This is a genomic window from Streptomyces sp. NPDC087420 (assembly GCF_044744165.1).
Lineage (GTDB): Bacteria > Actinomycetota > Actinomycetes > Streptomycetales > Streptomycetaceae > Streptomyces.
In genome coordinates, this window is the sequence record NZ_JBIUXU010000007.1 from 116000 (window position 1) to 135594 (window position 19595).

A 19595-nucleotide genomic window follows, 5' to 3' on the forward strand; every position below is an offset into this window, starting at 1 on the left:
CCGCGCGCGGCCCGCCTCTCGGCGTAGGCGGCGCGGGAGTTCGGTGGGTACGGCGTTGTCACGTCCCGGCAGATGATTCGGGTGATACGTAGTCGGGGCACAGCACCGGATCGCCGCACGCGCAGGGTGGCCAGCGGAGGGCCGAGCCGGGGACCAGGTCGGCGCCGTCCGCTCCGGGCTCGTACTTAGGGACGATCAGCGTGCCGTCCGAACCGAACGCGTCCATCAGGCGGGTCAGACGCCTGCGCCCCTCGCTCCCCGCCGTCATGACAGCTCCTCCAGACCGCGAAGTACCCGCTCCAGCAGGTCGGTTGTCATGGGCGCGTACGTACTGGCAGGCACGCCGGGCCAGTTGGACAGGTCAGGCAGGTCGGGCGGATCCGGCCAGCCGGACGGTAAGCGCCAGAAGCCCCAGTGCTGAACCGTCTCCACGAGTTCGGCCAAGCCGCCCGCTCCGCCGGTAAGCCGTTCATAGGACATGACCCATCGCCTCCGATGCCCCGCACGCGATCACGCGCTGCGCTCGATCTGACACCCTCAGTGTGGCGACCACGAAGGGTAGAGCGCAAGCCCATCGCACGAATCTGCAAAATTGCACACACGAAAGGGTGACGGGCCGCTGCTGTGAAAAGCTGTTGCCCCGCGCTCCACAAGCGCAACGAACTGACGTGTCATCTGTTAGAAGGAGGGGCGCATGAGCGATCCGACCGTTCGCAAGCGTCGACTTGGCTCGGAACTCCGTCGCATGCGCGAGGCTGCCGGGTTAAAGCTGGACGACGTGGCAGAACGCACCAGCCTCAACGCGGCGAAGACAAGTCGTATCGAGACCGCGCGCATCGGGGTCAAACCCGACGACCTGACCGCCCTCCTGGACCTCTACGGCCTTGAGGACGAGGCGAAGCGCGCGGCGCTGCACGGCCTGGCCAAGGACGGCGGCAAGCGGGGCTGGTGGCAGACGTATCGCGACGCGATCTCCCCTGCGTACGCCGACCTGATCTCGTTGGAGGCCGACGCCCGCAACATGCGCTCGTATCAGACGACGTTGATCCCTGGGCTGCTCCAGACTGCTGCCTACGCCCGCGCCACGATCGACGCCATCAACATGACCTCGCCGCAGGACCGCGTCAACGCACTGGTGGAGGTGCGGGTGGCTCGGCAGTCGGTCCTCACCCGCCCGGAGCCGCTGGAGTTCTGGGCCATCATTCATGAGGCCGCGCTGCGGCCACGGATCGCGCCCGTCCAGGTTATGCGGGACCAGCTTCAACGGCTGATCGACCTCGCCGAGCTTCCACACGTGTCCATCCAGGTCCTTCCGCTGGACGCCCCGCCCCATCCGGGCCTGGCCGGCAGCTTCGCCCTGGTGGGTTTCCCCGAGACGGCGGACCTCGACGTCGTCCACGTGGAGTCGCTGACCAGCGCGCTCTACATCGAGGAGCCCGCAGAAGTGTCGAGCTACAGCGCCGCATTCGAGAGACTTCGTGCAGCGGCACTTCCGTTCGCCGATTCAGCCGACCTCATCGCCAGAACGAAGGACTCACTCACATGACCGACACCACACCTGATCCGATCTGGACCAAGTCCTCCTACAGCGGGGGCAACAGCGACTGCGTGGAGGTGGCCCACGGGCTCCTCAACACCATGCCCGTACGCGACTCCAAGCGCCCCACCGGCCCCGCACTCGCCGTACCCGCCCCCGCCTGGACCGCGTTCATCACCGGCCTGAAGACCGGCGACCTCGCCTGACGGCGATACGCCACGCAAGGAGCCCCCGTCGGCAAGTCGGCGGGGGCTCGCGGCAGTTCTTCGTTCAGATGCCCGGACGCAGGTGTTCGGCCGCCCAGTCGGTGAAGCTGGTGAGCGGGATGCCCAGGGCTTGGGCGAACTCGGGGCGGGCCGGGTGGCCCACCACGTTCATGCGCTCGTGGCTCGCGCCGAACGCCGGCCCGCCCGCCGCCAGCGCCTCCTCCGCCGTCATCGACGGGGCCGTCAGCTCCAGGCCCAGCCCGTCGGAGAGGATCTCCGCGATCCGGGTCATCGGCATCCGGTCACTGGCCAGTTCCAGCTCCACGCCGTGGAACCGCTCCGGGTCGGCGAAGGCCGCCGCCGCGGCCACGCCGATGTCGGTGACCGCGACGAGGGAGAGCTGGGTCGCGGGCTTGATGACGGTCACCAGACCGCCCTTCGTGCCGTTCGGGAACAGGAAGGACGGCGGGAGGAAGTTCTCCATGAAGAAGGCCGGCTTGATAAGCGTCCAGTGCGCGAAGCCCGCCTCGCGGACCCGGTCCTGGAGCCCGGACTTGGTCTCGTAGTAGTGCTCCATCGACGCCCACCGGCCCTCCGCCCAGCCGGGCTCGGTGCGGTGCTGCCCGGCTCCGGAGACGGACGTGTGCACGAACTGCGCCACCCCCGCGTCCCGCGCGCCGTCGATCAGGTTGCGCCCCTGGACCCACTCGGAGTCGCCCTGGAGGTCGTTCATGTCGGGCATCTGGATCGAGAAGACGGCCCTGACGCCCTCGGCGGCCCGCCGCACGGAGTCGAGGTCGTTGAGGTCGCCCGTGACCAGCTCGGCGCCGCGCGCCTCGACCGCCTGGGCCCGGTCGGTCGACGGGTCGCGGACCAGGGCCCGTACCGGAACACCCGCCGCGAGCAGGGCACGTGCGGTCGCACCGCCCTGCTTTCCGGTGGCGCCGGTGACCAGGACAGGTGCGGGAGAGGTGGGCATGGGACTCCTCGGGCAGGGGGTGGCGACTAAACGGCGGGCCCCGCCGTTTCTGGGTCGGTACGATACGGAGGGCCTCGCCACTTAGCAACCGAGGCAACCGGGACCACCGGGGCAACCCAAGGAAGGAGACGCCATGGCCGTTCAGCGCGCTGACGCCCGCCGCAACTACGAGCGGATCCTCGCCGAGGCCGAGAAGGAGGTCGCCGCGCACGGCGCCGACGCCTCCCTGGAGCAGATCGCCCGCACGGCGGGGGTCGGATCCGCCACCGTGCGCCGCCACTTCCCCGGTCGCCGCGCCCTGCTGGAGGCGGTCTTCCACGAGCGGATCGAGGTCCTGTGCGCCCGCGCCCGCGAGCTGGCCGACGCGCCGGACGCGCGGGCCGCGCTGCTGGAGTCGCTGCACGCGCTCGCCGCGTACGCCACCTCCGCGCGGGGGCTGGCCACCGCGCTGACCCAGGACGGGGGCGCCGGCCACGAGCACGTGAACGCCTGCGCGGCGAAGCTCTCCGACGCGTACGACCCACTGCTGGAACGCGCCGCCCGGGCGGGCGCGGTGGCCCCCGACGTGACCACAGCCGACCTCGTCACGCTGATCTCGGGCATCGCCCTGGCCACGGAACACGACCCGGACGCGGCGGCGCGGACGGACCGGCTGCTCACCCTCGCTGTGGCGGGCATCAGCCCGCGCGCGTAGCGGCGGGTACGCCTAAGTGCGCGGACCGGCCCGTACAGGAGCCGCCCGTACAGGTGGCAACCCGTACACCGCCCCGCCCTCGCCGCAGCGCTACGCCGCGAAGCGCTCGCGCAGTTCGATCTTCCTGACCTTGCCGCTCACCGTCATCGGGAACGCGTCCACGATCTCCACCCGGCGCGGCACCTTGTAGTGCGCCAGCCGTTCACGGCAGTACGCGGCCACCTCGTCCGCCGACGGCGGGTCCGCCGGGTCGCGCGGGATCACGCACGCCACGATCTCCTCGCCGTACCGCGCGTCGGGCACGCCTATCACCTGGACGTCGGCGACCTTCGGGTGGCCGTACAGGAACTCCTCTATCTCCCGGGGATAGATGTTCTCGCCGCCCCTGATGATCATGTCCTTGATCCGGCCGACGATCTGCGCGTAGCCGTCCTCGCGGATCACGGCGAGATCGCCGGTGTGCATCCAGCGCCCGGGGTCGATGACCTCGGCGGTGCGTTCCGGTTCGTTCCAGTAGCCGAGCATCACGCTGTAGCCCCGGGTGCACAGTTCGCCCGCCACCCCGCGCGGCAGCGTGACACCGGTGACCGGGTCCACGACCTTGACCTCGATGTGCGGCAGCGCCCGGCCGACCGTGCCGGTGCGGCGCTCCAGGTTGTCGTCGCGTCGGGTCTGCGTCGAGACCGGCGAGGTCTCGGTCATGCCGTAACAGATCGACACCTCGGCCATGTTCATCTCGGCGACGACCCGCTTCATCACCTCGGCCGGGCAGGGCGAACCCGCCATGATGCCGGTGCGCAGGGAGGAGAGGTCGTACGACGCGAAGCCGGGGAGGTCCAACTCGGCAATGAACATGGTGGGGACGCCGTACAGCGACGTACAGCGCTCCTGCTCGACGGCACGCAGGGTCGCCCCTGCGTCGAACGAGGGCGCGGGGATGACCACACACGCGCCGTGCGAGGTGGCGGCGAGATTGCCCATCACCATGCCGAAGCAGTGGTAAAAGGGCACGGGGACACAGATCCTGTCGTGTTCCGTGTACGCGACCGTCTCCCCCACGAAGTAACCGTTGTTGAGGATGTTGTGGTGGGAGAGCGTGGCCCCCTTCGGGAAGCCGGTGGTTCCTGAGGTGTACTGGATGTTGATCGGGTCGTCGCAGGACAACTCGGCCTCGCGCGCCGCTATCTGATCCGCCGTCACCTCCCGCCCGTACGTGAGCAGTTCGGCCCAGCTCGGGTCGCCGATGTAGTGCACGGCCCGCAGGTCGGGACAGCGGCCCCGCACCTCGTCCACCAGCGCGCGGTAGTCGCTGGTCCGGTGGCCGAGGGAGGCGAGCAGGACGGCGACCCCGGACTGGTTGAGCACGAACTCCAGCTCGTGCGCCCGGTAGGCCGGGTTGATGTTCACCATGATCGCGCCGATGCGGGCCGTGGCGTACTGCGCCAGCATCCACTCGGGGCAGTTGACCGCCCAGATCCCGACCCGGTCGCCCTTCGCCACCCCGAGCCCGAGCAGCGCCCGCGCCAACTCGTCGACCGAGGAACCGAATTCGCCGTACGTCCAGCGCCTTCCTGACGGTACGTCGACCAGCGCCTCCCGGTCCGGGTGGGCGGCGATCGCCCGGTCGAGGTTCCCGCCCACCGTGTCGCCGAGCAGCGGGACCGTGGCCGTGCCGTGGAGGTACGAGGCGGCCGGGGCCGCCACCGGGCCGGAACGGGTGGTCAGCGTGGTCATCGCAGATCCCCCTCGTCGTACTCGGCGGTGGAGCCCTCGGCCGTACGCTCACGCAACTCGATCCTGCGGATCTTCCCGGACACCGTCTTGGGCAGCTCCCCGAATTCGAGGCGGCGGATCCGCTGGTACGGGGCGAGCACCGAACGCGAGTGCGCGAAGAGCACCTTCGCGGTGTCCGGCCCAGGCTCCCAGCCCTCGGCGAGCACGATGTACGCCTTGGGGACGGCCAGGCGCACCGGATCGGGCGCCGGGACGACCGCCGCCTCCGCCACCGCCTCGTGCTCCAGCAGCGCGCTCTCCAGCTCGAACGGCGAGATCTTGTAGTCGGAGGCCTTGAAGACGTCGTCGGACCTGCCGATGTACGTGATGTAACCGTCGGCGTCACGCGCGCCGATGTCGCCGGTGCGGTAGTAACCCCCCGCCATCGCGGCGGTGGTGAGATCCGGAGCCCCGTGGTAGCCGGTCATCAGGCCGACCGGGTGCGCGCTGAGAACCAACGCGATCTCTCCCTCGTCCACCCCGGGCGCCCCGCTCACCGGATCGAGCAGCTCGACTTTGAAGCCGGGGGTCGGCCGGCCCATGGAGCCGGCCTTGAGCAGTTGGCCCGGCGAGTTGGCGACCTGGACGGCGGTCTCGGTCTGGCCGAAGCCGTCGCGGACCGTCACCCCCCACGCGCAGCGGACCTTCTCGATCACCTCCGGATTGAGCGGTTCACCGGCCGCGACGGCCTCACGCGGCGGGGTGCGCAGCTTCGACAGGTCGGACTGGATCAGCATCCGCCACACGGTCGGCGGCGCGCAGAAGCTGGTGACCCCCGCGCCGTCCATCTCGGCCATCAGCCGGCCCGCGTCGAAGCGGGTGTAGTTGTGGATGAAGACGGTCGCCTCGGCGTTCCAGGGCGCGAAGAGGTTCGACCACGCGTGCTTGGCCCAGCCGGGCGAGGCGATGTTGAGGTGGACGTCGCCGGGCCGCAGCCCGATCCAGTACATCGTGGCCAAGTGCCCGATCGGGTACGAGGCATGGGTGTGCTCCACCAGCTTGGGGCGGGCGGTCGTGCCTGAGGTGAAGTAGAGCATCAGCGGGTCGTCGGCGTGGGTGGGCCCGTCGGGCTCGAAGCGCGCGGGCGCGTCGTCCGCGTCGCCGTACGACAGCCAGCCCGGCACCTCGGCGCCCACCGCGATCCGGGTGAACCGCCCCGGGATCCCGTCGAACTTCGCGGTGCCGTCCGAGCGGACGATCACATGGGACGCCCGGCCGCGCTCGACACGGTCGCGCAGGTCGTCGGGGCCGAGGAGGGGGGTGGCGGGGATGACGACAGCACGCAGTTTCATCGCGGCGAGCGCGATCTCCCACAGCTCGACCTGGTTGCCGAGCATGACCACGACGCGCTGCTCGGGCCGTACCCCCCGCGCGCGCAGCCAGTTCGCGACCCGGTCGGAGCGCGCGGACATCTCCGCGAAGGTGACACGGGTACGGCTGCCGTCCTCCTCGACGATGTGCAGGGCCTCGCGGTGGTTGCCCTCCGCGATCCGGTCGAACCAGTCCAGCGCCCAGTTGAACCGCTCGGGGCGCGGCCACTCGAACCCCGCGTACGCCGTCCGGTAGTCCTCCCGGTGCGCCAGGAGGAAGTCCCGGGCCGACCGGAATTCCTCCGTCGGGGTGAGCCTGCCGTTCGGGCCGGCCGGACTGTTCGGCGTCCCTGCCGTCATATGTCCTCCTCATTGCGGACCGTTCAATGACATCGTGTAATCAGTGACGTGGGTCTCACCACCCCCGGACGGGGGTGGTGGGGGTGCGGCCGGCGACGGAAGGGCGGCGACGTGACCGAAGTGGTGGAGTCGGTGGAGTTGCGCGCGGCGCTGCTGCGGCTGCGCCGGACGACCGGTCTGCCGGTGGCGTTCGGCGGGCTGCTGCACGAAACGGGCCGGCTGCGGATCGCGGAACTGACCGGCACGGCGACCGGCGCGCTGCGCGGCCTGGCGATCTCGTCGGGCAACGGTCTGGGCGGCAAGTCCATCGCCCTGGCCCGGCCGTTCGCGGTGACCGACTACCGCCAGGCGCGGCACATCAGCCATGAGTACGACGCGGCGGTCGCGGCGGAGGGGCTGCGGTCCGTGCTCGCGGTGCCCGTCGTCGTCCAGCGCCGGGTGCGGGGCGTGCTGTACGGCGCGCTGCGCACCGCGCTGCCCATAGGTGACCGTACGTTCGACGCGGCGGCGTCCGCCGCGCGGGACGTGGAACAGGCCTTGGTCGTACGGGACGAGGTGCGCCGGCTGCTGGCGGTGACCCGGGAGCGGGCGACCGGACCCGCCGCCTGGGAGGAGGTCCGGGCCGCGCACGGCGAGTTGCGGGCCCTCGCGCCCCGGATCGCCGACGCGGAGACGCGTGAGCATCTGCTGGCGGTGTGCGCCCGGCTGGCGGGCGCGACGGGCGCGCCGCCCGCCGAACGGAACCTGCCGGTGAGCCTCGCCCCGCGCGAGCTGGACGTCCTGACGTGCGTCGCCTCCGGCGCGACGAACGCGGCGGCGGCGGAGCTGCTCGGGCTGCGGCCGGAGACCGTGAAGGGCTATCTGCGCTCCTCGATGCGGAAGCTGGGGGCGCACACCCGGCTGGAGGCGGTGGTGGCGGCACGGCGGGAGGGGCTGCTGCCGTAGGGGGTGGCTTGGGCCCCCGGGGCCGACCGCCAGGGAAGCGTCAAGATTCCGGCGCCACCGGTCAATGCCGCGTCAGGGCCGTACCCCCTCCGGTTCCGCCGGATCTACCTTCCAGGTGTCGGAGTGATCGGACCGTCCGGGAGGCACACCATGGAGCAGGCCACAGCAGTGGGCGACGCGGCCGGGGCGAGGTCGCGATGACCACCGAACCCCTCTTGGGCATCAGCGAGTTGAGCGCGGCCACGGTGTGGCCCGCGTCCGCCGTCGTCGCCCCCGGCGGTGACATCGCCGTCGCCGGGGTCTCCCTCGCGGAGCTGGCCGAGCGCTACGGCACCCCCACCTACGTCCTGGACGAGGACGAGGTGCGCGCCCGGGCCGGAGCCTGGCGCCGGGCCCTGCCGGGCGCCGAGGTCGTCTACGCCGCCAAGGCCTTCCTCTGCCGGGCCGTCGTGGACTGGATCGAGGAGGAGGGCCTCGGGCTCGACGTCTGCTCCGCCGGTGAGCTGGAGCTGGCCGCCACCCGGGGCTTCCCGGCCGACCGGATCGTCCTGCACGGCAACGCCAAGTCCCCGCAGGACCTGCGGACGGCGCTGCGCCTGGGCGTCGGCCGTATCGTCGTGGACTCGGCCTGCGAGATCGCCAGGATCGCCGCGCGGGTGCCGGGCCCCGGTCCGCAGCGGGTGCTGGTCCGGGTGCTGCCCGGCATCGAGGCGGGCGCGCACCCGAAGGTCCGTACGGGAGCCGAGGGGCAGAAGTTCGGCCTGTCCATCGCCGACGGTGACGCCGCCGACGCGGTCGCCCGTATCCTCGGCCAGTCCTCCCTCGAACTGGCCGGCCTGCACTGCCACCTGGGCTCCCAGATCACCGAGCCTGAGCCGTACGCGGAGGCGGTACGGCGGGTCGTGGCCTTCCTCGCCGACCTCAGGGACCGGCACGGCGTGACCCTGCCCGAGCTGGACCTGGGCGGCGGTTTCGCGGTCGCGTACCTGCCGGGTGATCCGGCCCCCGCGCCCGGCGTGTACGGGCGGTTGATCACCGACACGCTGGCGGAGGCCTGCGCCCGGTACGGTCTGCCGGTCCCCCGCCTGACCGTCGAGCCCGGCCGCTCGATCATGGCGCAGGCCGGGGTCGCGCTCTACCGGGTCCTGGCGGTCAAACGCACCGGTGGCCGGGTGTTCGTGGCGGTGGACGGCGGGATGAGCGACAACCCCCGGCCCGCGCTGTACGGCGCGCGCTACACGGTCCGCAGGGTGGGGCGCGCCTCGGCGGCCCCGATGCGTACGGCGACGGTCGTGGGCCGGCACTGCGAGGCGGGTGACGTGCTCGCGGAGGCGGTGGAGCTGCCGGAGGACATCCGCGCGGGGGACGTCCTGGCGGTCCCGGCCTCGGGGGCGTACCAGGTGTCGATGGCGTCGGGCTACAACATGACCGGCCGGCCTCCGGTGATCGCGGTGTCCTCGGGGCGGTCGCGGCTGCTGGTGCGCCGGGAGACCTTCGAGGATCTGCGTCAGCGGGACGTGGGGCTCTGAGCCGTCGTGGCCGGTGCGTCCGTCGTCAGTGTGTCCGTCGCCGGTGCGTCCGTGAGGTCGGCGAATCGGACGTCGTACGTGTCGGCGGGGGCCATCGTGGTGAGCAGCCGCTCCCCCTCCTCGGCCACCTCGGCGCGCTGCCGGCGGGTGGGGCGCGCGAAGAGCTGGACGGTGAGTGTCGTACGGGACGCGGACGTCCTTGACGTACCCGCCGCGCCCCTTTCCTCCACCCGCCAGATCCCGGCGAGGAATCCGTCCATCAGCAGCGCCCGGTGGGCGGTGTTCCCGTGCGAGGCGCGCCCCTTGTACGCGGGCGGGACAACCCGTCTCCGGTCCGCGTGCGACAACAGCAGGTTGTCGAACTCGGGCAGGAAGCGCGGCGGCGCCGGGGTGTCCCCGGCGGGCCTCGGGGCGTCGGGCAGGTCGAACAGCTCGGCGCCGTACTCGTCCTGGAAGGTGAGCAGGCGGGGCCGCAGCCGCTCGAAGACGTCCCTGAGCCGGGTGAGGCCCGACCAGACCTGCATGTCCTTGACGGAGGCAGGGCCGAAGGCGCCGAGATAGCGCAGGACGGTGTCGTCGAGCGCCGGCGCGGGCTCCGAGGGCCGGCCGAACCACTTCTCGGCGGTGGTCAGCGTGACCTGCCCGGCGCGGCCCCACAGCCCGCGCGGGGTGGTCTGCACCAGCGGCAGCAGCCCGCGCGCGGCGACGGCCAGGGCGAACGGGTCGGCGTCGGGCCAGCGCGCGGCCAGTGCGTCCCGCAGCTCCTTCACGGGCCGTGGCCGCTCCTCGACCAGGTCGCGGCTGAAGGCGGTGAGCACGTCCAGGTCCACTCCGGCCAGCCCGGCGCGGAACAGCCGCAGCTCCTTCTCGCGCGCGTCCTGGAGGAGCGGGCGCAGGGTCAGGCAGTCGTCGGCGGTGTGGGTGTGGATGGTCGAACGCATCGTGACCAGCCGGGCGACCTCGCGGGACGCCATGAGGGCGGACAGGTCCTCGGGCCCGAAGTCCGCGAGCCGGGCGGCGAGCTGGAAGTAGGGCGGCTTGACGTTCTGGGCCTGAAGCCCGAGGAGGTGCCCGACGGCGTCCTTGGCGGACACCCCGGTGGCACGCCGAAGCAGGAACTGCCGCTCCAGGGTGGCGCGATTGAGCGCGCGGGTGCCGAGCAGGGGGTGGTTCGCCTTCAGAGCCATGCCCGCCAAGCTACCGACCCTTGCGGACGATTCCGGTCCGCGATACCAGCCCGTCCGGCGATTGGGACATCGGTGACCCGCACGGGTCACGGCCCGCGCGGGCCCACCGGGCGCACAAACCAAGCCCGTCCGGCGATTGAGGACAACAGTGACCGCGACGGTCACGACCCGCGCAGGCCACCGCCCCTAGCTCACCCGCCGCGACACCCGCGACGGCCGCGTCAGCGAATAACCCCCGATACCCGCCAGCGCCCCCAGCACACCCCCGGCCGCCGTCCAGATCCAGCGGTCCGACCACCAGCCCGAGGACCACCCGTCCTCCGGCTCACTCGCGACCGCCGCCGACGACGGCTCGTCGTCCGACCCGTCCCCGTCCGCGTCAGCGAGCACCGCACTCGCGGTCAGCGGCACGGCGAGCCCGCCGCCCACGGCCGCAGACCCGCCCTTGTCCGACAGGGCCGCGCCGACCGAGGCCCGTACCGGCAGCCCCAGGTCCTCCTCCTGCGCGTTCACGACGGTCAGGCGTACGTAGTAGCTCCCCGGCAGCGGATCGTTGGCCCACGGCTCCGCCCAGGCCCGTACCGTCCGCAGGGTGCAGCGCAGCTCCAGCGTGTCCGCGTCGGCCGCGACCGCCCGGGTCCTGGCGCCGTAGACGCACGGCTGGTGGCGGCGCAGCCCGTCGTACACATCGACCTGCCAGGTCGCGGAGCCCTTCCTGGCGGCCGACTCGGGCAACGTGACCTTCGCGGTGACGGTGGCGCGCTGTCCCGTGTCGACCGGGAAGACCCAGTAGAGGTAGTCGCCCGTGGAGGCGTCGGCGGTGGCCTCCTGGCCGGGCCGGAACGCGGTGGCGGTACGGAACGACGTACCGGCCTCCGTAGGGCCGTCTCCCGAGCCGTCCGAGGACGACGGGGACGGGCTGGGCGTGTCGTCGGCGAGGGCCGGCCCCGCGGTGGTGAGCAGCGCCACCGCCCCCAGCAGCGAACCGGCCAGCAGTGATCCGGCGCGCGCGGACGTCTTGCGGGTGCTACGCATCGTGCTTCGCATCAGTTGGTCCTCCATACGGCGACACGCCAGCGCGAGACCCAGCCCCACAGCAGCCCGGCCACCAGTCCGGTGAGCACGAGCAGGCCGAGCAGCCACCAGCCGCGGCCGAGACCGAACGCGGCGACGTCGGACGGCTCGTCGGGCGAGTCCACGACCTGGATGGTCAGTTCGACGGGCAGGCCCGGCGTGGTCTTCACGGAGTCGGGCGCCGAGAAGGAGTTGCTGACCTGGAGGCAGACGCCCTCCTCGGCGGCGGAGGCGTCATCGTCGTCGGCCTCCGGCTTGGGGTACCGCAGCCCGGTCGAGATCACGTCCGTACGGCCGTCCCCCGCCTCGGAGCCGCGGACGATCTCCCTGCCGTGGACGGTCACCGCGCGCAGGAGCACGCCGTAGTCCCGGTCGACGGCGCGGTCGGCGGCGACACTCACCGAGGCGCGCAGCTCCTGTCCGGGCAGGACGTTCACGCGGTACCAGCGGTGCTCGGAGAACTTCTCGCGGTCGCTGTAGAGACCCGCCTTCAGGACCGGCGCGTCGGCGCAGCGCGCGGCGCCGTCGGTGGCCACGGGGGTGACCACGGGGTCGGCGGCACGGTCCACCAACTGCGTGACGCGGCCGGAGAGTTCGTCGGTGTGCTGCACCGAGGTGTACGTACCGCCGGTGGCCTCGGCGATGCAGGTGAGCTGCCGCCTGGTCTTCGCGTCGGGCACCAGGCCCAGCGTGTCGATGACGAGGTGGATGCCCTTGGCGGCGATGTCGCGGGCCACCTCACAGGGGTCGAGGGGGGCGCAGGTGTCCTCGCCGTCGGTGATGAGGACGATCCGGCGGGTCGCGTCACCGCCTTCGAGATCCTTGGCCGCGCCGAGGAGGGCGGGGCCGATCGGTGTCCAGCCGGTGGGGGCGAGGGTGGCGACCGCGGTCTTCGCCTCGGTGCGGTCGAGCGGGCCGACGGGGTAGAGCTGCGCGGTGTCCTCGCAGCCGACCTTCTTGTCCTTCCCCGGATAGTTGGCGCCGAGGGTGCGGATGCCCAGTTCGACCTCCTGGGGCACCGCGTCCAGGACTTCGTTGAAGGCCTGTTTCGCGGCCGCCATCCGGGACTGTCCGTCGATGTCCCGGGCCCGCATCGAGCCACTCACATCGAGGACGAGGTCGACTTTGGGGGCCGGTTTTCCACTGGGTTCGTCCGCGGAGGCGGCGGGAGGGAAGAGCCCTACGGCCAGGGTGGCCACCAGACCGCACAAGGCGGCTGCCGACCGTTTACTTATGATCATCGCCGGATGATAGTGAGAATAACCCAGGGAGCCAAACGGGAACTGACATCCCGTCAATTGACATCTCGGACGTCGATGTGGGGAGGGTTCTCTTGCCGCAGGGGCCCGAGCGGGTCACTGTATGAGTCACAGACGCCCCATACGTCACATCCCCCCATCACAACCCGACGTCACAACCCGACGTCACAACCTCACATCTCCACATCCCCCCACTCCTGACACCCGAGGTGACCGGTATGAGCAGCAGAAGCACGGGATCGGCAACGGACTCCGGAGGCGGGGGCGGCCTGAGCCGCCGCCGCTTCGTCGGTGTGCTCGCCGCGACCTCGGCGGTGGCGGTGGTGCCCGCGACGGCCGGAGCGGCCGCGCCGGTCACGGCCCCCTCCCCCGGTGCGCCCTCCGTCCCCGTCGCCACCCCGGCCCCCACCCCCACCCCCGCCGCCCTGCGCGCCGCCACCCGCCGGCTCTTCCTCGGGACGTACACCTCGTCCCCGGGCGGCGGCACCGGTGTCGGCCTGGCGACCTACGACTCGGCGACCGGTTCCATCACGGGCACCGGGACCCTCTTGGGCGTCGCCGACCCCTCGTACCTCGCGATCCACCCCGACGGCCGGACCCTGTTCGCCGTGGACGAGCAGCAGGCCGGCAAGGTCACGGCGATCGGCCTGGCGGACGACGGCCGGCACACGGTCCTCGGCAGCCGCTCCACCGGGGGCGCCGGGCCCGCCCATCTCTCGGTGCACCCGAGCGGCCAGTGGCTCCTGACCGCCAACTACACGTCCGGCAGCGTGGCCGTGCTGCCCATCCAGGCGTCGGGTGCGCTGGGCGAGCGTACGGCGCTGGTCACGCACTCCACCCCGCCGCCAGGACCGGGCCAGGGCGGGCCGCACGCGCACCAGATCGTCACCTCGCCGGACGGCGGCCATGTGCTCGCCGTCGACCTGGGCAACGACACCGTGTACACGTACCGCCTCGACGTGGCGACCGGTGCGCTGACCCGCGTCTCGTACGCGCGGCTGCGGCCCGGCGCGGGCCCCCGGCATCTCACCTTCCACCCGTCGGGCGCCTTCGCCTACCTCGCCAACGAGCTGGACAACACCGTGGTCGTCTGCGCGTACGACCCGGCGACGGGTCAACTCACCCCCGGAGAGCCGCAGTCGACGGGCACCACCGGCAACACTCGGAGCTATCCGGCGGAGTTGGCGGTCACGGACAACGGCGCCTTCGCTTACCTCGCCAACCGCGGTCACAACAGCCTGGCCCGGTACGCGATCGAGGCCGACGGCGCGGAGCTGCGGCTGCTGGACACCGTGCCCGTCGGCGGCGACTATCCGCGGCAGATCGCCCTCTCGCCGGGCGGGGAGCTGCTGTTCGCGGCGAACCAGCGGTCGAACTCGGTGACGGTCTTCGACGTCGACCAGGTGACCGGTGAACTGCGGTCCGCGGGCGCCCCGTTCACCGCGCCGGTCGCGGTGTGTGTCCTGCCGCTGTGACCGGTCCGGGTGCCACGGGCCCCGTTGCCCGTGGCACCCGGCCCGCCGCCAGGTCCGGTGTGGTCAGCTCCAGATAGGTGGCGGCCCAGACCAGCGGCGCGTTCCAGTTGACGGTGTTCTCCTTGGACCCCCAGGCGGCTGGCGCGGTGCCGGGACCCGCGTACGACTTGGCGGCAGGGCGGCCGGTGGGGGTCGCGGTGTCGTTGATGAGCGTGCTGTTCGGGCCGCCGGACAGCCAGCCCCGGGGGTACGGCGTCGCGGGGTAGCTCCCCCAGGCGAGCCGGTCGTGCAGATCGGTCTCGTGGTAGGCGCCGTATCCGGTGACGTACGACAGGCGCATGGCGTTGGCGCCCATCAGGTAGTCCATGGAGCGGTGCATGGCCTTGAGCGCGCGCGGGTCGGCGGTGAGGTCGTAGTCGGTGCCGAGCAGCAACATCCGGTTGACGACGGAGGAGTTGGAGCCCCAGGGGTACGGTCCGCTCCCCGAGATCGGCGCCGGGTAGCCCTCGGCGTCCTGCACCGCGATGACCTCGTCGCAGAACGCCCGCAGGCGACCGCGCATCGCCGAGAGGTCGGCGGCGGGCAGGTCGCTGTCGGCCGCGAGCAGGGAGAGCGTCCCGAGGGTGGCGACGTCGGCCCAGCTGAAGTCGGTGACGCGCCCGTAGTGCGGGGAGCCGGTGACGGCCGTACGGTACGGCTCCGCGCTTTCCGCTCGGCGCTGGGCGGTGAGGAACAGTTCGGCCGCCGCCGCGTAACGGTCGTCGTCGTTCCCGGTGTCCGCGTAGTCGCCGCCGCCCTCGGCGTCGGGGGCCGCGTCGGTGTAGTCGACGTCGGGGGCGGCCTCGGCACGCTTCCACGCCTCCTGGGCCGAGGACCACAGCCGGTCGGCGTGTGCCGCGTCGAACGCCCTCAGCACACGGGCGAGTTGGGCGTTGGTACGGGCCACGGCGTAGGTCGCGTTCGTGGACGGGCCCATCGCCGAGCGGGGCAGGGCGTTCTCGGCGGCGACGTCCTCGACGGGAAAGGCGCTCCACCGGTGATTGTGCACCTTGTGCGAGGCGAGCCCGGACGCGGGCAGCATCCCGGACAGGAAGCGTGAACCGTACTCCACCTCGTCGAGGAGGTCGGGGCGGCCGTTGCCCCGTTCGGGGATCCGGAGGGTGGAGTCGCCGTGGACGGCGGGCCGGCGCTCGTAGAGGTTCATCAGGGTCCACGCGGCGATGGCGTGGTTGACGGGGTAGATCCCGAAGTCCCCCGCGTCGGCCCAGGATTGGGCGACGTTCAGCCGCTCCTTCCCGCACCAGTCCTGGTAGCAGGGGACGGAGCTGTCACCGGGGTGCAGCGCGTCGTGGGCGTGGGCGGGGCTCTGGAGGTGGCGGGCGGAGACGGGGGTGCCGAGGCGGTGGAAGTAGAAGTACTGCATGGCCTCGCGGGCCAGGTGCGGGTAGAGGGGGGTGTCGCCGATGGTGAAGGGGACACTGCCGGTGTCTCCGACGGGGTCGCCATCGGGGTCCCCGACCGGGTCGCCGACCGGGTCGCCGACGGGTTCGCCGACGGTGAGGCGGTACGTCCCCGGGGCGGTCACGTCGGAGAAGTCGGCCCGGTGGACGTGGTCGCCGGAGGCCCGGTCCGTACCGTGGATCTTGGTGGTGCCGGTGGCCACGGCCTTCGAACTGGTCGTGTCGGTGAGCCGCCAGACCAGCGGCGAGGTGTGGACGGACACGACGGTGGCGATCTTGTAGGCGCCTCCGAGGTAGCCGATCTGATTGACGCGTACGGGGCTGAGGTCGGGGTGGGCGTTGCCTTGGGCGGCGGCATTGCCTTGGGCGCCGGCGTGGCCCTGGGCCGGGGCGGGCGGCAGCACGGCGGCGACCGCGAGGGCGCCGAGCGCGGCGGGCGCGGCCAAGGCGGTGCGGAGGCGGGACGGGGACGGCATGCGGCGGCTCCCTCGTACGGACCGGCGAGGGCACATAGTAGAACAAAACGATCACATGTCCCGAGAACCGACACGGTGTCCTCGTGGGCGGGTGCGGTTACTGATTGTCCTCAATCGCCGGACGGGCGGTCTGGGGCCGGGGGGCCGCGCGTTCTCGGTGACCGGGTTGCGGTTCGTGTTGTCCTCAATCGCCGGACGGGCTTGATTTTGCCGCTGCCGGCCGGTGGCCCGGTGCGGGTTGTGGCCGGGGGCCGGTCAGGGGTCGTGTCCTGCACTGCATGTTTTACGTCGCGTTCAGCAACTCCGAATTACGTGACGATCGCCACGCGACACAAAACACGCTCTACGTTCCGGACACGACCCCTGCCCGTCCCCCTCCCAGGCCCGCGTCACAACCCGGCCCACCCCGGTGCGGGGGGTCGTTCACGTTCCCGGCGGCGTGAGGGGGGTGGGGTCGGAGGAGGCAGGGGTGTCCGGACGTAAAGCGTCGCAGCTCGCGCGAAGCGCGGTGAGGATAGCAGTCCGGACACCCCTGCCTCCGGAGGCCCCACCCCCCGCCACCACGACAAACCAAGCCCGTCCGACGATTGAGGACAAGCAGTAAGCGCAACGGACAACGGTCAAGCCACCGAGCCGATCCGTCGTGTCGACGTTCCGTGGCCGTCCGTTGGGACGTCATGGTGGATGGGGGTGTGCGCGCCCGTCAGGGAGACGCCCGAGCCGCCGCGCCGCGTCGCCACCACCTCCGCCATGATCGACAGCGCCGTCTCCTCGGGGGTACGCGCGCCGAGGTCGAGGCCGATCGGGGAATGGAGGCGGGCCAGTTCGAGCTCCGAGACGCCCACCTCGCGCAGCCGCGCGTTACGGTCCTCGTGCGTACGGCGTGAGCCCATCGCGCCGACGAAGGCGACCGGCAGCCGCAACGCCCGTTCCAGCAGGGGGACATCGAACTTCGCGTCATGCGTGAGGACGCAGAGGACCGTCCGCGGGTCGACCTCCGCCGACTCCAGGTAGCGGTGGGGCCACGCGACCACCACCTCGTCCGCGTCGGGAAAGCGCGCGGCCGTGGCGAAGACGGGGCGCGCGTCGCACACCGTCACGTGGTAGCCCAGGAACTTGCCCACCCTCACCAGCGCCGACGCGAAGTCGATCGCACCGAAGACGATCATGCGCGGCGGCGGCACACTCGACTCCACCAGGACCGTCACGGGCCGGCCGCACCGGGAGCCGCCCTCGCCGACCACCAGCGTGGCGGTACGGCCCGCGTCCAGCAGGGCGCGCGCCTCGCCCGCCGCCGTACGGTCCAGCTCCGGGTGGCCGCCGAGGCCGCCCTCGTACGAACCGTCGGGGCGTACCAGCAGGGCCCGTCCCAGCAGTTCCGCCGGCCCCTCCGTGACACGCGCGAGGGCCGTCGCCTCCCCCCGCGCGGCGGCGGCCAGGGCGGCCGCGTACACCCGCCGCCCGGCGGAGGTGGCCCGTACCGGCGTCACCAGAATGTCGATGACTCCGCCACAGGTCAGCCCGACGGCGAACGCGTCCTCGTCGTCGTAGCCGAACCGCTCCAGGACGGTGACGCCGTCCAGGAGCGCCTGGGCGCAGAGTTCGTACACCGCCCCCTCCACGCAGCCGCCGGAGACCGAGCCGATCGCCGTGCCCTCGCTGTCGACGGCGAGCGCGGCTCCCGGCAGCCGGGGCGCGCTGCCGCCGACCGCCACGACGGTGGCCACGGCGAAGTCCCGTCCCTGCTCGACCCATCGGGCCAGTTCTTCCGCGATGTCCAGCATTCGGATCTCCTCGCGTCTCGGAGGGGGAGGGGGTGGTGTTGGTGGTGAGTCGGGAATCAGACGCCCAGCCAGGATTCGATCGGGTGGAGGGCGTAGAAAAGGACGAAGACCGCCGTGAGTCCCCACATGAAGGCCCCGATCTCGCGGGCCTTGCCCTGCGCCACCCTGAGGGCCGTGTACGAGATGACCCCCGCCGCGACCCCGGCGGTGATGGAGTACGTGAACGGCATCAGGACCACGGTCAGGAAGACCGGGACCGCGACGGCGCGGTCGCCCCAGTCCACGTGCCGGGCGTTCTGCGCCATCATCGCGCCGATCACCACCAGGGCCGCGGCGGCCACCTCGCCCGGTACGAGCCGGGTGAGCGGGGTGAAGAAGAGGCACGCCGCGAAGAGCAGGCCGGTGACGACGGAGGCCAGGCCGGTACGTGCCCCTTCGCCGACGCCCGTCGCGGACTCGACGAAGACGGTCTGGCCCGAGCCGCCCGCCACCCCGCCGACGGCACCACCGGCGCCGTCGATGAACAGCGCCTTGGAGAGGCCCGGCATCCGGCCCCGGTCGTCGGCGAGTTCGGCCTCCGTACCGACCCCGATGATGGTGGCCATCGCGTCGAAGAAGCCCGCCAGCACCAGAGTGAAGACGATCATCCCGACCGTCATCGCGCCGACGTCCCCCCAGCCGCCGAAGTCGACCTTCCCGAAGAGCGAGAAGTCGGGCAACGAGACGGCGCTCCCCGCCAGTTCGGGCGGGCCGCTGCCCCACGCCCCGACGCCTATGACACCCGTGTTGTTGAGGACCGCCGCGACGACCGAGCCGAGGACGATGCCGATCAGGATCGCGCCCGGCACCTCGCGCGCCTGGAGCATGAGGATCAGCAGCAGGGTCACGCAGAAGAGCAGGACGGGCCACCCGGCGAGCTGGCCGGCCGGGCCGAGGGTGACCGGGCCGCCGCCCTGCGAGGCGTGGACGAACCCGGCCTTCACCAGGCCGATCAGGGCGACGAACATGCCGATACCGATGGTGATCGCGTGTTTCAGGGCGAGCGGGATCGCGTTCATGATCATCTCGCGGAGGCCGGTGACGACCAGGAGGCAGATCACCACCCCGTACAGCACGCACATCGCCATGGCCTGCGGCCAGGTCATCACGGGCACGACCTGGCCGGCGAGCACCCCCGAGACGGAGAGCCCGGCGGCGAGGGCCAGCGGCACCTTCCCGACGAAGCCCATCAGGAGGGTGGTGAGCGCGGCGGCGAGGGCGGTCGCGGTGATCAGGGCGGACCGGGCGAGGGTGTCGCCCGCGATGTCCTCGCCGGACAGGATGAGGGGGTTGAGCAGGAGGATGTACGCCATGGCCATGAAGGTCGTGACGCCGCCCCGGATCTCGCGGGCGAGGGTCGATCCCCGGTGGGAGATCTCGAAGTACCGGTCGAGCCGGGACCGTCCGCCCGGAGGACGCGCGTCGGTGCCGGCGTCCTCGGCGGTGGTGGTCCTGGGTTCCACTGACGACTGGGTCATGTTGCCTGCTCCGGATGGGGGATGGATGCG

General features: G+C 72.0%; 17 protein-coding genes. 6 read left to right on the forward strand and 11 right to left on the reverse strand.

Annotation, left to right across the window (positions count from 1 at the left end):
* Positions 1 to 58: 58 nt before the first annotated feature.
* Both ACIO1C_RS15905 and ACIO1C_RS15910 read right to left on the reverse strand, forming a co-directional pair.
* Positions 59 to 268 carry a hypothetical protein gene (locus ACIO1C_RS15905; protein ID WP_401863416.1) on the reverse strand — a complete coding sequence of 70 codons (210 nt, stop codon included), beginning with the start codon at positions 266 to 268 and terminating at the stop codon, positions 59 to 61.
* Positions 265 to 444 (reverse strand): hypothetical protein, encoded by a 180-nt coding sequence (locus ACIO1C_RS15910; RefSeq protein WP_401863418.1) that lies wholly within the window; start codon positions 442 to 444, stop codon positions 265 to 267. Before ACIO1C_RS15910 ends, ACIO1C_RS15905 begins: the two co-directional genes overlap by 4 nt.
* A 250-nt stretch (positions 445 to 694) precedes the next feature.
* Here ACIO1C_RS15910 and ACIO1C_RS15915 point away from each other — a divergent pair, with 250 nt between their 5' ends.
* Positions 695 to 1546 (forward strand): helix-turn-helix domain-containing protein, encoded by an 852-nt coding sequence (locus ACIO1C_RS15915; protein ID WP_401766469.1) that lies wholly within the window; start codon positions 695 to 697, stop codon positions 1544 to 1546.
* Positions 1543 to 1743: a DUF397 domain-containing protein gene (locus ACIO1C_RS15920; protein ID WP_401863420.1), complete on the forward strand. Its 201-nt coding sequence runs from the start codon at positions 1543 to 1545 to the stop codon at positions 1741 to 1743. The genes ACIO1C_RS15915 and ACIO1C_RS15920 overlap by 4 nt, the downstream gene beginning before the upstream one ends.
* A gap of 64 nt (positions 1744 to 1807) precedes the next feature.
* On the opposite strand, the gene ACIO1C_RS15925 is transcribed toward ACIO1C_RS15920, so the two are convergent.
* The gene (locus ACIO1C_RS15925; protein ID WP_401863422.1) at positions 1808 to 2722 is read right to left on the reverse strand and encodes an NmrA family NAD(P)-binding protein; all 915 of its coding nucleotides are present in this window, start codon (positions 2720 to 2722) and stop codon (positions 1808 to 1810) included.
* Positions 2723 to 2855: 133 nt separating this feature from the next.
* Here ACIO1C_RS15925 and ACIO1C_RS15930 point away from each other — a divergent pair, with 133 nt between their 5' ends.
* Positions 2856 to 3416: a TetR/AcrR family transcriptional regulator gene (locus ACIO1C_RS15930; RefSeq protein ID WP_401863424.1), complete on the forward strand. Its 561-nt coding sequence runs from the start codon at positions 2856 to 2858 to the stop codon at positions 3414 to 3416.
* A gap of 90 nt (positions 3417 to 3506) precedes the next feature.
* Here ACIO1C_RS15930 and ACIO1C_RS15935 read toward each other — a convergent pair whose 3' ends face one another.
* Positions 3507 to 5150, reverse strand: coding sequence for an AMP-binding protein (locus ACIO1C_RS15935; protein WP_401863427.1), 1644 nt, complete (start codon positions 5148 to 5150; stop codon positions 3507 to 3509).
* A complete protein-coding gene (locus ACIO1C_RS15940; protein ID WP_401863429.1) occupies positions 5147 to 6859 on the reverse strand; it encodes an AMP-binding protein in 1713 nt (570 codons plus the stop codon). Before ACIO1C_RS15940 ends, ACIO1C_RS15935 begins: the two co-directional genes overlap by 4 nt.
* Before the next feature lie 111 nt (positions 6860 to 6970).
* On the opposite strand from ACIO1C_RS15940, the gene ACIO1C_RS15945 reads away from it, so the two are divergent.
* Complete coding sequence (locus ACIO1C_RS15945) at positions 6971 to 7804, forward strand: response regulator transcription factor (protein ID WP_401863432.1); 834 nt, start codon at positions 6971 to 6973, stop codon at positions 7802 to 7804.
* Positions 7805 to 8001: 197 nt separating this feature from the next.
* Entirely contained in the window at positions 8002 to 9333 is a 1332-nt protein-coding gene (lysA, locus tag ACIO1C_RS15950) for a diaminopimelate decarboxylase (RefSeq protein WP_401863435.1), read from the forward strand.
* Here the strand turns inward: lysA and ACIO1C_RS15955 are convergent.
* From ACIO1C_RS15955 to ACIO1C_RS15965, 3 genes are all read right to left on the reverse strand, one after another.
* On the reverse strand, positions 9312 to 10520 hold the full coding sequence (locus tag ACIO1C_RS15955; RefSeq protein ID WP_401863438.1) for a winged helix DNA-binding domain-containing protein: 1209 nt from the start codon (positions 10518 to 10520) through the stop codon (positions 9312 to 9314). The two genes, lysA and ACIO1C_RS15955, sit on opposite strands and share 22 nt — an antisense overlap.
* Positions 10521 to 10706: 186 nt before the next feature.
* Entirely contained in the window at positions 10707 to 11567 is an 861-nt protein-coding gene (locus tag ACIO1C_RS15960) for a hypothetical protein (protein ID WP_401863441.1), read from the reverse strand.
* A complete protein-coding gene (locus ACIO1C_RS15965) occupies positions 11567 to 12835 on the reverse strand; it encodes a VWA domain-containing protein (protein WP_401863443.1) in 1269 nt (422 codons plus the stop codon). The genes ACIO1C_RS15960 and ACIO1C_RS15965 overlap by 1 nt, the downstream gene beginning before the upstream one ends.
* 236 nt (positions 12836 to 13071) lie before the next feature.
* Between ACIO1C_RS15965 and ACIO1C_RS15970 the strand changes: the two genes are divergently transcribed.
* On the forward strand, positions 13072 to 14328 hold the full coding sequence (locus ACIO1C_RS15970) for a lactonase family protein (RefSeq protein WP_401863446.1): 1257 nt from the start codon (positions 13072 to 13074) through the stop codon (positions 14326 to 14328).
* Here the strand turns inward: ACIO1C_RS15970 and ACIO1C_RS15975 are convergent.
* The 3 genes from ACIO1C_RS15975 to ACIO1C_RS15985 all read right to left on the reverse strand — a co-directional run bounded on the left by ACIO1C_RS15975 (position 14291) and on the right by ACIO1C_RS15985 (position 19565).
* Positions 14291 to 16264 carry a glycoside hydrolase family 9 protein gene (locus tag ACIO1C_RS15975; RefSeq protein ID WP_401863449.1) on the reverse strand — a complete coding sequence of 658 codons (1974 nt, stop codon included), beginning with the start codon at positions 16262 to 16264 and terminating at the stop codon, positions 14291 to 14293. The genes ACIO1C_RS15970 and ACIO1C_RS15975 overlap by 38 nt on opposite strands.
* Positions 16265 to 16884: 620 nt before the next feature.
* A complete protein-coding gene (locus ACIO1C_RS15980; RefSeq protein WP_401863452.1) occupies positions 16885 to 18048 on the reverse strand; it encodes an XdhC family protein in 1164 nt (387 codons plus the stop codon).
* 56 nt (positions 18049 to 18104) lie between these two features.
* On the reverse strand, positions 18105 to 19565 hold the full coding sequence (locus ACIO1C_RS15985) for an NCS2 family permease (RefSeq protein ID WP_401863455.1): 1461 nt from the start codon (positions 19563 to 19565) through the stop codon (positions 18105 to 18107).
* Between the last annotated feature and the right edge of the window lie 30 nt (positions 19566 to 19595).